Source organism: Pseudonocardia pini, assembly GCF_013870575.1.
Classification (GTDB): Bacteria; Actinomycetota; Actinomycetes; order Mycobacteriales; family Pseudonocardiaceae; genus Pseudonocardia; species Pseudonocardia pini.
In genome coordinates, this window is the sequence record NZ_JACBXB010000090.1 from 1 (window position 1) to 11,752 (window position 11,752).

General features: G+C 69.5%; 14 protein-coding genes and 2 pseudogenes. 13 read left to right on the plus strand and 3 right to left on the minus strand.

Going from position 1 to position 11,752, the window contains the following annotated elements; all coding sequences use genetic code 11:
- Positions 1 to 379 (plus strand): annotated as a pseudogene (locus H5J29_RS08325) (hypothetical protein); the annotation flags it as partial.
- Here H5J29_RS08325 and H5J29_RS08330 read toward each other — a convergent pair.
- The 3 genes and pseudogenes from H5J29_RS08330 to H5J29_RS08335 form a co-directional block, all read right to left on the minus strand.
- Entirely contained in the window at positions 291 to 1,439 is a 1,149-nt protein-coding gene (locus H5J29_RS08330; protein ID WP_281375901.1) for an MFS transporter, read from the minus strand. The pseudogene H5J29_RS08325 and the gene H5J29_RS08330 overlap by 89 nt on opposite strands.
- A 67-nt stretch (positions 1,440 to 1,506) precedes the next feature.
- A pseudogene (locus H5J29_RS35805) lies at positions 1,507 to 1,809 on the minus strand (MFS transporter); the annotation flags it as partial.
- Positions 1,802 to 2,332, minus strand: coding sequence for an alpha/beta hydrolase fold domain-containing protein (locus H5J29_RS08335; RefSeq protein WP_181780335.1), 531 nt, complete (start codon positions 2,330 to 2,332; stop codon positions 1,802 to 1,804). The pseudogene H5J29_RS35805 and the gene H5J29_RS08335, both read right to left, overlap by 8 nt.
- A 507-nt stretch (positions 2,333 to 2,839) precedes the next feature.
- Here H5J29_RS08335 and rpsL point away from each other — a divergent pair.
- The 12 genes from rpsL to rpsC all read left to right on the plus strand — a co-directional run.
- Positions 2,840 to 3,214, plus strand: coding sequence for a 30S ribosomal protein S12 (gene rpsL, locus H5J29_RS08340; RefSeq protein ID WP_093076962.1), 375 nt, complete (start codon positions 2,840 to 2,842; stop codon positions 3,212 to 3,214).
- Between the two features lies 1 nt (position 3,215).
- Positions 3,216 to 3,686, plus strand: coding sequence for a 30S ribosomal protein S7 (gene rpsG, locus H5J29_RS08345; protein WP_181780336.1), 471 nt, complete (start codon positions 3,216 to 3,218; stop codon positions 3,684 to 3,686).
- Between the two features lie 46 nt (positions 3,687 to 3,732).
- Positions 3,733 to 5,832: an elongation factor G gene (fusA, locus tag H5J29_RS08350; RefSeq protein WP_181780337.1), complete on the plus strand. Its 2,100-nt coding sequence runs from the start codon at positions 3,733 to 3,735 to the stop codon at positions 5,830 to 5,832.
- Positions 5,833 to 5,949: 117 nt separating this feature from the next.
- Positions 5,950 to 7,143, plus strand: a complete 1,194-nt coding sequence (gene tuf, locus H5J29_RS08355; protein ID WP_181780338.1) for an elongation factor Tu — start codon at positions 5,950 to 5,952, stop codon at positions 7,141 to 7,143.
- A gap of 438 nt (positions 7,144 to 7,581) precedes the next feature.
- A complete protein-coding gene (rpsJ, locus tag H5J29_RS08360) occupies positions 7,582 to 7,887 on the plus strand; it encodes a 30S ribosomal protein S10 (RefSeq protein WP_003938093.1) in 306 nt (101 codons plus the stop codon).
- 7 nt (positions 7,888 to 7,894) lie between these two features.
- Positions 7,895 to 8,551, plus strand: coding sequence for a 50S ribosomal protein L3 (rplC, locus tag H5J29_RS08365; RefSeq protein ID WP_181780339.1), 657 nt, complete (start codon positions 7,895 to 7,897; stop codon positions 8,549 to 8,551).
- Positions 8,548 to 9,234, plus strand: a complete 687-nt coding sequence (rplD, locus tag H5J29_RS08370) for a 50S ribosomal protein L4 (RefSeq protein ID WP_181780340.1) — start codon at positions 8,548 to 8,550, stop codon at positions 9,232 to 9,234. Before rplC ends, rplD begins: the two co-directional genes overlap by 4 nt.
- On the plus strand, positions 9,231 to 9,530 hold the full coding sequence (rplW, locus tag H5J29_RS08375) for a 50S ribosomal protein L23 (protein ID WP_181780341.1): 300 nt from the start codon (positions 9,231 to 9,233) through the stop codon (positions 9,528 to 9,530). Before rplD ends, rplW begins: the two co-directional genes overlap by 4 nt.
- 16 nt (positions 9,531 to 9,546) lie before the next feature.
- The gene (gene rplB / locus H5J29_RS08380; protein ID WP_181780342.1) at positions 9,547 to 10,383 is read left to right on the plus strand and encodes a 50S ribosomal protein L2; all 837 of its coding nucleotides are present in this window, start codon (positions 9,547 to 9,549) and stop codon (positions 10,381 to 10,383) included.
- A gap of 16 nt (positions 10,384 to 10,399) precedes the next feature.
- Positions 10,400 to 10,681 (plus strand): 30S ribosomal protein S19, encoded by a 282-nt coding sequence (gene rpsS, locus H5J29_RS08385; RefSeq protein WP_020622935.1) that lies wholly within the window; start codon positions 10,400 to 10,402, stop codon positions 10,679 to 10,681.
- 40 nt (positions 10,682 to 10,721) lie between these two features.
- Entirely contained in the window at positions 10,722 to 11,141 is a 420-nt protein-coding gene (rplV, locus tag H5J29_RS08390; protein WP_181780343.1) for a 50S ribosomal protein L22, read from the plus strand.
- Positions 11,141 to 11,752 (plus strand): 30S ribosomal protein S3 (gene rpsC, locus H5J29_RS08395; protein ID WP_181780344.1); only part of this gene is annotated, 612 nt, incomplete at its 3' end. The genes rplV and rpsC, both read left to right, overlap by 1 nt.

Sequence of the window (11,752 nt, forward strand, 5' to 3'; positions counted from 1 at the left end):
GGCCTCCGGGTTCGACATCCTCGTCGACTCCCTGCGGGCCTCCGGGCGGGCGTTGCTGGTGCTCGCGCTGGTCGTCGCGCTGGGGGCGTTCCTGGCCGGGCCGTCGGCCACGGCGGTCGGGCTGCGACGGCGGTCGGCGAACCTGCTGGGCAGCATCCGCGCGGGCGGGTCGACCGGCCCGGTGGGCACCTGGGTCGGGGCCCACGTGCGGGCCCTGCGGATCGGTGCGGTCGCCGTCGCCGCGCTGGTGTTCGTCTTCCTCCCCCACCCGACGGGGGTCACGATCCTGGTCATCGTGGCCGTGCTCCTCGTCGTGCTCGCGGTGATCGAGTTCCTGGCGCGGCCGGGGTCCCGGACGGCACCGCCCCCGGCCGGCTGACGGCAGGGTCCGGGGCCTCCGCTGCGGAGCGCGGGGGCTGGTCGGGCACCCGGCGGGCCACGACCACACCGAGCAGGGCGACCAGCGAGAGCACGGTCAACGCGGACCGGAGCCCGTCCACGCGGGCCTGCCGGTTGGCGTCGAGTGCGGCCTGGGAGACCTCGGGCGACGCGCCCGCCTCCGTGAGCTTGGCCTGCAGGTCGACGTCGGAGAGGAACGGGGCTCCGCCCGCGAGCTGCACCGACGCCGTCGACTTCACCTGCTCGGGGATCGCCGGGTCGTCCTGCACCCCTTCCAGGAACGAGGTGGTGAGCGCGGTGATGAGCAGCGAGCCCGCCAGCGCGGTGCCGACGGCGGCGCCCAGGTTGGTGGCGGTGTTCCGGAGGCCGCCCACCTCGGGGCTGAGCTCGTCGGGGACCGCCGAGACGGTCACGGCACCGAGCTGCGAGGCCAGCGCGCCGATCCCGAGCCCGGCCAGCAGCAGCGGGACGGTCACGATCCGGGCGTCCGCGGTCGGGTCGACGGCCACGAGCAGGACCACGACACCGAGGAACATCGCGAGCAGCCCGAGCCGGACGACGCGGCGCGGGGAGGCGTCCGGGAAGAACCGGGGGATGCCGACCGCCGCGGCCAGCAGCGTGATCGACAGCGGCAGGATGCGGATGCCCGTGTCGATCGCCGAGAGGCCGAGCGAGACCGACAGGAACAGCGGGATGGTGAAGAACAGCCCGGCCTGCACGAGGTAGAGCACGAAGAACATCACCAGGCCGCCGGTCATCTGCCGGTTGCCGAACAGCGACGGTCTCACCAGCGGTTCCCGGCCCGCCGCCTCCATCCGGGACTCGCGCTCGAAGAACGCCCAGGTCACGGTCACGCCGACGAGGACGAACCAGACCGTGAGCGACAGCCCGAGCAGCGACGGCGCGCCCAGCTTCGGCGTCACCCAGCCCCACTCCGCCGAGCGCAGGATCCCGAACGCCGCCGCGCCGAGGCCGACGGCGGCCAGGGCGGCACCCAGGACGTCGAACGACCGGCCGGTCTCCGGCGGGGTGTCCCGCATCCGGCGGCAGCGCGGCGCCCAGTCCTTCGAGGACGGACCAGCCCAGCACGAGCACCAGCAGGTTCGGGGCGAGCGCGGTCGTCAGCGAGCCCACGCCGTAGACCACGCAGCCGATGGCGAAGGCGCGCCGCCTGCCGATCATCGTGCCGATCTTGCCGCCCGCCACCGTGAACATCGCCATGACCAGCGTGTACAGCGTGATCGCGGACTGCACCCCGGTGACCGTGGTGCCGATGTCCGCGGCCACGGTCGCGATCGCGACGTTCATGACCGAGCTGTCGAGGGTCATCAGGAACTGGCCCGCGGCGAGCGTCAGGAGGACCCCACCCGCCGCCGTGCCTGCCCGTTGCGCCGTCGCGGGCTCACCCATCGCTGCTGCTGCCGGTCGTCGAGTCGGGGCAGCAGCCGGGGGTGGCGGGCCCGTGACGGCGCAGCGCACCACCGAGGCACCAGGCCACCGCGAGGCGTTGAGGAGACTGTCCCCCGGCGAGCAGGTCCCTGTAGGCGTGCTCGGCGTCGTCCAGTGCGGCCGGGTAGGGGTGCTCGGGTGCCAGGCGGTAGTCGAGCAGCTCGACGGGCGCGCCCGCGGCCTCGGCCAGCCAGGCCGCGACCGACCGGTGGGACCGCGGCGAGCCGACGAGGTAACCGCCGCCGTGCAGGAACAGCACGCGGCGCGCGGAGCCTGTCTCCGACGTCGCGTCGGTGCCCGGGGTGCCGACCCGCAGCCCGAGCGCCGTCCGCTCGGTACGCGTCCCGCGCGGCACCGGCAGCAGCATGCCTTGGAGGTCCACGAGCCTGCGGGCGAGGGGGAGGGGGAGCCGTGGGGACAGCGACGGGGCGACGAGCAGCCGGGTCGCCGTGCGGACAGCGGCACACGGCAGTGTCAGGCGCATGATCGGCACCCTAATGACGCAGGTCACGGCGGCCGACGGGCCACGCGGGCCGTCGCCGGCCCGGACGGGGACCGGTGGCGGTTCGGCTGCGACGAGCGGAAGAACATCTGCGACGAGCGGGTGAGTCGGCTTGCCCGACCTCGTCCGGATGCGGCACCCTTCGGGCGACTCCTCCACGGCCGAGCAGTGACCGAGAGGTGACCGCCCGGGGTCTGCGAGCCCCGCGCGGCGACGGGGTGTGGACCCGTTTTGACCCTCGTCAGACGGGCCGCGTACCCTTGTGACGTGCGCGCGATCTCGCGCGCCCTTGGTCCGCCCCGTGCGGCGCCCGCGGAGTTCCCTTGGTCCGCGGGTCGGTACACGGGCCGCGACACGCCCGACCTCGGGGTCCGGCACCCGGAGTGGAACCGGGGCCCCCGGTCCCGGTCGGGCGGCACGATCCGCCCACCCGGGCAGCCGCCGGGGTGAGACACCTGAGCATCACGAGTAGGGAAACGAAGAGGGTTCATGCCCACGATCCAGCAGTTGGTCCGCAAGGGCCGCGAGGACAAGGTCTCGAAGACCAAGACCGCAGCGCTCAAGGGCTCGCCCCAGCGCCGCGGGGTCTGCACCCGCGTCTACACCACGACCCCGAAGAAGCCGAACTCCGCGCTGCGGAAGGTCGCGCGCGTCAAGCTGAGCAGCGGCATCGAGGTCACCGCGTACATCCCGGGCGAGGGCCACAACCTGCAGGAGCACTCGATCGTGCTTGTGCGTGGCGGCCGTGTGAAGGACCTGCCGGGTGTCCGGTACAAGGTCATCCGCGGCTCGCTCGACACCCAGGGTGTCAAGAACCGCAAGCAGTCCCGCAGCCGCTACGGCGCCAAGAAGGAGAAGAGCTGACATGCCGCGCAAGGGCCCCGCTCCGAAGCGGCCGCTGGTCTCGGACCCTGTCTACAGCTCCCCGCTGGTGACCCAGCTGGTGAACAAGGTGCTCAAGGACGGCAAGCGTTCGCTCGCCGAGCGGATCGTCTACGCCGCGCTCGAGGGCACCCGCGAGAAGACCGGCACCGACCCGGTCGTCACGCTCAAGCGTGCGCTGGACAACGTCAAGCCGGCCCTCGAGGTCCGCAGCCGCCGTGTCGGTGGCGCGACCTACCAGGTCCCGGTCGAGGTGCGTGCCGTCCGGCAGACCACCCTCGGGCTGCGGTGGCTGGTCGGCTACGCAGGCCAGCGCCGCGAGAAGACCATGGTCGAGCGGCTCATGAACGAGCTGCTCGACGCGAGCAACGGCCTCGGCGCCAGCGTCAAGCGGCGCGAGGACATGCACAAGATGGCGGAGTCCAACAAGGCCTTCGCCCACTACCGCTGGTGACGGGCCGACCGTCCGCGCCAACCTTCTCAGGGGAAGTGAGCTGAACGTGGCACGGGACGTGCTGACGGACCTCACCAAGGTCCGCAACATCGGCATCATGGCGCACATCGATGCCGGCAAGACCACGACCACCGAGCGGATCCTGTACTACACCGGGATCAACTACAAGATCGGTGAGGTCCACGACGGCGCGGCCACGATGGACTGGATGGAGGAGGAGCAGAAGCGCGGCATCACGATCACGTCCGCCGCGACGACCTGCTTCTGGAAAGACCACCAGATCAACATCATCGACACGCCCGGTCACGTCGACTTCACGGTCGAGGTGGAGCGGTCCCTGCGCGTGCTCGACGGCGCGGTCGCGGTCTTCGACGGCAAGGAGGGGGTCGAGCCGCAGTCCGAGCAGGTCTGGCGGCAGGCCACCAAGTACGACGTCCCCCGCATCTGCTTCGTCAACAAGATGGACAAGCTGGGCGCGGACTTCTACTTCACCGTCCGCACCATCCAGGACCGGCTCGGCGCCAAGCCGCTGCCGATCCAGCTGCCGATCGGCGCCGAGAACGACTTCATCGGCGTCGTCGACCTGGTCGAGATGCGCGCCCTCACGTGGCGCGGGGACGTCCAGAAGGGCGAGGACTACGCCGTCGAGGAGATCCCGGCGGACATGGCCGACCGCGTCGCGGAGTTCCGCGAGCAGCTGGTCGAGGCCGTCGCGGAGACCGACGACGAGCTCATGGAGTCCTACCTCGGTGGCGAGGAGCTGACCGTCGAGCAGATCAAGACGGGCATCCGGCGGATCGTCACGAACCGCTCGGCGTACCCGGTGCTCTGTGGCTCCGCGTTCAAGAACAAGGGCGTCCAGCCCATGCTCGACGCGGTCATCGACTACCTGCCGTCGCCGTACGACGTGCCGCCGGTCGAGGGCACGCTGCCGGACGGGGAGACCCCGGCCAGCCGCAAGCCCTCGAAGGACGAGCCGTTCTCGGCGCTGGCCTTCAAGATCGCCGCGCACCCGTTCTTCGGCAAGCTGACCTACGTCCGGGTGTACTCGGGCCGGGTCGCCGCGGGCTCCCAGGTCGTGAACTCGACCAAGGACCGCAAGGAGCGCATCGGGAAGCTCTTCCAGATGCACGCCAACAAGGAGAACCCGGTCGACGAGGCCATGGCGGGCCACATCTACGCCGTCATCGGTCTGAAGGACACGACCACGGGCGACACGCTCAGCGACCCGCAGTCGCCGATCGTGCTCGAGTCGATGACCTTCCCGGACCCGGTGATCCAGGTCGCGGTCGAGCCGAAGACCAAGGCCGACCAGGAGAAGCTGGGCATCGCGATCCAGAAGCTCGCCGAGGAGGACCCGACGTTCCAGGTCTCCCTGGACGACGAGACCGGGCAGACGATCATCGCCGGCATGGGCGAGCTCCATCTCGAGGTGCTCGTCAACCGGATGAAGAGCGACTACAAGGTCGAGGCGAACATCGGCAAGCCTCAGGTGGCCTACCGCGAGACCATTCGCAAGGCCGTCGAGAAGTACAGCTACACGCACAAGAAGCAGACCGGTGGCTCGGGACAGTTCGCGAAGGTCCTGATCAACCTGGAGCCGCTGGACACCGCAGACGGTGCGCTCTACGAGTTCGACAACAAGGTGACCGGTGGTCGCATCCCGCGGGAGTACATCCCGTCGGTCGACGCCGGCGCGCAGGACGCCATGCAGTACGGCATCCTGGCGGGGTACCCGTTGGTCGGGATCAAGCTGACCCTGGTCGACGGTGCCTACCACGAGGTCGACTCGTCCGAGATGGCCTTCAAGGTCGCCGGTTCGATGGCGCTCAAGGAGGCTGCGCGTCTCGCCAGCCCCGCGCTGCTCGAGCCGATGATGGCCGTCGAGGTCACGACGCCCGAGGACTACATGGGCGACGTGATCGGTGACCTCAACTCCCGCCGCGGCCAGATCCAGGCCATGGAGGAGCGAGCGGGTGCCCGCGTCGTCAAGGCGCTGGTCCCGCTCTCGGAGATGTTCGGCTACGTCGGCGACCTCCGGTCGCGGACCCAGGGCCGGGCCAACTACACGATGGTGTTCGACAGCTACGCCGAGGTCCCCTCGAGCGTCGCCAAGGAGATCATCGCGAAGGCGACCGGCGAGTAAGTCCGGACCGCTCGCGAGGTGCGGTCCGCGGCCCGGTAGGGTCCGCGGCCCGCACCCTTCATCCCCAGACCTGCCGTCAGCACGGCGGAGAAGAATCAAGTCCAGGAGGACACTGCAGTGGCGAAGGCGAAGTTCGAGCGGACCAAGCCGCACGTCAACATCGGCACCATCGGTCACATCGACCACGGCAAGACCACGCTGACGGCGGCCATCACCAAGGTTCTGCACGACAAGTACCCGGACCTCAACGAGGCCTCGGCGTTCGACATGATCGACAAGGCGCCCGAGGAGCGTCAGCGCGGTATCACGATCTCCATCGCGCACGTCGAGTACCAGACCGAGAAGCGGCACTACGCGCACGTGGACTGCCCCGGTCACGCCGACTACATCAAGAACATGATCACCGGTGCGGCGCAGATGGACGGCGCCATCCTGGTGGTCGCGGCGACCGACGGCCCGATGCCCCAGACCCGTGAGCACGTGCTGCTCGCGCGTCAGGTCGGCGTGCCGTACATCGTGGTGGCCCTGAACAAGGCCGACATGGTGGACGACGAGGAGATCCTCGAGCTCGTCGAGCTCGAGGTCCGTGAGCTCCTGTCCTCGCAGGAGTACCCGGGCGACGACCTCCCGATCGTGCGCGTCTCGGCGCTCAAGGCCCTCGAGGGCGACGCGGAGTGGGGCAGCAAGCTGCTCGAGCTCATGGACGCCGTCGACGAGTCGGTCCCGGAGCCGGAGCGCGACACCGAGAAGCCGTTCCTCATGCCCGTCGAGGACGTCTTCACGATCACCGGTCGCGGCACGGTCGTCACCGGCCGTATCGAGCGCGGCATCGTGAAGGTCAACGAGACCGTCGAGATCGTCGGCATCCGCGAGAAGTCGACCACGACCACCGTCACCGGTGTCGAGATGTTCCGCAAGATCCTCGACGAGGGTCGCGCGGGCGAGAACGTCGGTCTGCTGCTCCGCGGCATCAAGCGCGAGGACGTCGAGCGCGGCCAGGTCGTCGTGAAGCCCAACTCGATCACCCCGCACACCGAGTTCGAGGCCCAGGTCTACATCCTGGGCAAGGACGAGGGTGGCCGGCACACGCCGTTCTTCAACAACTACCGTCCCCAGTTCTACTTCCGGACGACGGACGTGACCGGCGTGGTCACCCTGCCGCAGGGCACCGAGATGGTCATGCCCGGCGACAACACGGAGATCAGCGTCCAGCTGATCCAGCCCATCGCCATGGAGGAGGGCCTCCAGCTCGCCATCCGTGAGGGTGGGCGGACCGTGGGCGCCGGCCAGGTCACCAAGATCAACAAGTAAGACCCCCCCCGCGGCCCGTGGACCCTTGTGGTCCACGGGCCGCACCCCGGTTGAGGGCTGCACTTTCGGGTGTGGCATCCTTGACGGGTTGCGCGCGGAAGGCGAGCACACGCCAAGCCGGACCTCCGGAACTTGCGTGGGCTCACCCGAGGCGCCGACCCCGAGTTGACAGCGAACCCCCTGTGGGCGAGCGGTGACCCGGGGACCGGTATGCGAGTAGTAGGGCGACACGCCCGACCTCGTGGACCGGAGCCCACTGGGTGAGACCTGAACAGAGCGCGGACGCCCGGTCCGCACCGCGAGCGTGCTGGTTCAGCACGCGTCGGTGCCTCCTGGTGCGGGCGAACTGGTCGGGGCTCCCCACGGGTGGCCACCCGGACACACCGCGAAGCTGGGCCATCGACAGCAGCGGCAGGAAGAAGAGGACGACCCACGACCATGGCGGGACAGAAGATCCGCATCAGGCTCAAGGCCTACGACCACGAGGCAATCGACGCGTCTGCTCGCAAGATCGTGGAGACCGTGACGCGTACCGGTGCCCGTGTCGTCGGTCCTGTGCCGCTGCCGACCGAGAAGAACGTGTACTGCGTCATCCGCTCGCCGCACAAGTACAAGGACTCGCGCGAGCACTTCGAGATGCGCACGCACAAGCGGCTGATCGACATCCTCGACCCGACGCCGAAGACGGTCGACGCGCTCATGCGCATCGACCTGCCGGCCAGTGTCGACGTCAACATCCAGTAGGGCACCGATGAGCGACAGGAAGATCACCGGGATCCTGGGCCGCAAGCTCGGGATGACCCAGGTATTCGACGAGAACAACCGCGTGGTTCCGGTCACCGTGGTCCAGGCCGGACCCAACGTCGTGACCCAGATCCGCTCGCAGGAGACGGACGGCTACGTCGCGGTCCAGCTCGCCTTCGGTGCGATCGACCCCCGCAAGGTGAACAAGCCGGAGGGTGGGCACTTCGCGAAGGCGGGCGTCACGCCGCGGCGGTTCACCGTGGAGCTGCGCACCACCGACGCCGGGAGCTACGAGCTCGGCCAGGAGATCACCGCCGAGGCCTTCGAGACCGGCGGCGTGGTCGACGTGGTGGGCACCACCAAGGGCAAGGGCACCGCGGGTGTCATGAAGCGCCACGGGTTCAAGGGCCTCGGCGCCTCGCACGGCACCCAGCGCAAGCACCGCTCGCCGGGCTCGATCGGTGGCTGCGCCACCCCGGGTCGCGTCTTCAAGGGCGTCCGGATGGCGGGTCGCATGGGCGTCAACCGCCAGACCACGCAGAACCTGAAGATCCACCGCGTCGACGCCGAGCGCGGGCTGCTGCTGATCAAGGGTGCCGTCCCCGGCCCCAAGGGCGGCCTCGTGGTGGTCAAGAGCGCCGCGAAGGGTGGTGCGAGCGCATGAGCACCGTCGAGGTGAAGGACGCCGCGGGCAAGAAGGCGGGCAGCGTCGAGCTCCCCGCCCACGTCTTCGACGTGACCGCGAACATCCCGCTGATGCACCAGGTCGTGGTGGCCCAGCTGGCCGCCGCCCGTCAGGGCACCCACGACACCAAGACCCGTGGCGAGGTCCGCGGCGGCGGCAAGAAGCCGTACCGCCAGAAGGGCACCGGCCGCGCCCGCCAGGGTTCGACCCGGGCGCCGCAGTTCGCCGGTGGTGGCGTCGTGCACGGCCCCACGCCGCGTGACTACACCCAGAAGACCCCGAAGAAGATGAAGGCCGCCGCCCTGCGTGGCGCCCTCTCCGACCGCGCCCGCGCCGGCCTGGTGCACGTGGTCTCGGGGATCGTCGACGGGGAGACCCCCTCGACGAAGTCCGCTCGCACGGCCATCGAGGCCATCGCCGGAGCCGACACCCGCGTGCTCGCGGTCGTCGACCGGGACGACTCGGTGAACCTGCTGAGCCTGCGGAACCTGCCGTCGGTGCACCTCATCGCACCGGACCAGCTGAACACCTACGACGTGCTCGTCAACGACGCCGTCGTGTTCACGCAGGCCTCGCTGGACGCGTTCCTCGCGGGCCCCATCGCCGTGAAGACCAAGCGTGCCGAGCGCGACGAGAATGCCGCGAAGGAGGAGGACAAGTGATCCCCGACCCGCGCGACATCCTGCTCGCGCCGGTGGTGTCCGAGAAGAGCTACTCGCTGCTGGACGCGAAGCAGTACACGTTCCTCGTGCACCCCGATGCGAACAAGACCCAGATCAAGATCGCCGTGGAGAAGGTCTTCGGGGTGAAGGTCGTCAGCGTGAACACGCTGAACCGCCCCGGGAAGCGCAAGCGCGCCAAGACCGGCTACGGCAAGCGCAAGGACACCAAGCGCGCGATCGTCACGCTCTCCGAGGAGAGCAAGGACATCGACGTGTTCGGTGCCCGGGCGAGCTGAGGGAACGAGCTGACTCATGGGTATCCGTAAGTACAAGCCGACGACTCCCGGCCGCCGCGGCTCCAGCGTCTCCGACTTCGCGGAGATCACCCGCGACACGCCGGAGAAGTCGCTGATCCGTCCGCTGCACAGCAAGGGCGGCCGCAACGCGCACGGCAGGGTCACCACCCGGCACCAGGGTGGCGGGCACAAGCGTGCGTACCGCCTGATCGACTTCCGGCGGAACGACAAGGACGGCATCCCGGCCACGGTCGCTCACATCGAGTACGACCCCAACCGGACGTCCCGCATCGCACTGCTGCACTTCGCGGACGGCGAGAAGCGCTACATCATCGCGCCGGCCAAGCTGAAGCAGGGCGACAAGGTCGAGGCCGGCCCCAAGGCCGACATCAAGGTCGGCAACAACCTGCCGCTGCGCAACATCCCGACCGGCACCGTGATCCACGCGATCGAGCTCCGCCCCGGTGGCGGCGCCAAGATCGCGCGGTCCGCCGGGTCGAGCGTGCAGCTGGTGGCCAAGGACGGTCCGTACGCCCAGCTGCGTATGCCGTCCGGTGAGATCCGCAACGTCGACGTGCGCTGCCGCGCCACCGTCGGCGAGGTGGGCAACGCCGAGCACTCCAACATCAACTGGGGCAAGGCGGGCCGCATGCGGTGGAAGGGCAAGCGCCCGACCGTCCGTGGTGTCGCCATGAACCCGGTCGACCACCCGCACGGTGGTGGTGAGGGCAAGACCTCCGGTGGTCGCCACCCGGTCAACCCCGCGGGCAAGCCCGAGGGCCGCACCCGCCGCACCAAGCCGAGTGACAAGTTGATCGTCCGCCGGCGTCGTACCGGTAAGAACAAGCGTTGAGCAGGGAGGTTAAGACATGCCGCGTAGCCTGAAGAAGGGCCCGTTCGTGGACGACCACCTGCTCAAGAAGGTGGACGCCCTCAACGAGTCGGGCAAGAAGACCGTCATCCGGACCTGGTCCCGACGGTCCACGATCATCCCCGACATGATCGGCCACACTATTGCGGTGCACGACGGCCGCAAGCACGTGCCGGTGTTCGTGTCGGACTCGATGGTGGGTCACAAGCTGGGGGAGTTCGCTCCCACCCGCACGTTCCGTGGCCACATCAAGGACGACCGCAAGGCGCGCAGGCGCTGAGGCGGACCGAGTAGCGACCAAGGAGAGGTGGAGATCAAGCATGGCTGACACAGCCAGCAGCACCGCCGACGCCGCGCTCGAGCCCGCTCGAGCGCTGGCGAAGGCCCGGTTCGTGCGCATGTCGCCGACCAAGTGCCGCCGCGTCGTGGACCTGGTCCGCGGCCTGCCGGTGAAGGAGGCCCTGGCCATCCTGCGGTACTCGCCGCAGGCCGCCGCGGAGCCGGTCGCGAAGGTCGTGGCGAGCGCCGCGGCCAACGCCGAGAACAACTTCGACATGGACCCGGAGACCCTCGTGGTCGCCGTCGCCATGGTCGACGAGGGGCCGACGCTCAAGCGCATCCGGCCGCGGGCCCAGGGCCGCGCGTACCGGATCCGCAAGCGGACGAGCCACATCACCATCGAGGTCGAGTCCGTGCCCGCACAGGCCGGCCGTCGTGGTGCGAAGGGGAGGGCCCGCTGATGGGGCAGAAGATCAACCCGCACGGCTTCCGCCTGGGCATCACCACGGACTGGAAGTCGCGCTGGTACGCCGACAAGCAGTACGCGGAGTACGTGAAGGAGGACGTCGAGATCCGTCGCATGCTCTCCAAGGGCATGGAGCGGGCCGGCATCTCCAAGGTCGAGATCGAGCGCACCCGGGACCGCGTGCGGGTGGACATCCACACCGCGCGCCCGGGCATCGTGATCGGCCGCCGCGGCGCCGAGGCCGACCGCATCCGCGGCAACCTCGAGAAGCTGACCAAGAAGCAGGTCCAGCTCAACATCCTCGAGGTCAAGAACTCCGAGTCGGACGCGCAGCTCGTGGCACAGGGTGTCGCCGAGCAGCTGTCCAACCGCGTGGCCTTCCGGCGCGCGATGCGCAAGGCCATCCAGTCGGCCATGCGTTCGCCGCAGGTCAAGGGCATCCGGGTGCAGTGCTCCGGTCGCCTCGGCGGCGCGGAGATGTCGCGCTCGGAGTTCTACCGCGAGGGTCGCGTCCCGCTGCACACGCTGCGCGCGGACATCGACTACGGCCTGTTCGAGGCCCGGACCACCTTCGGCCGGATCGGCGTGAAGGTCTGGATCTACAAG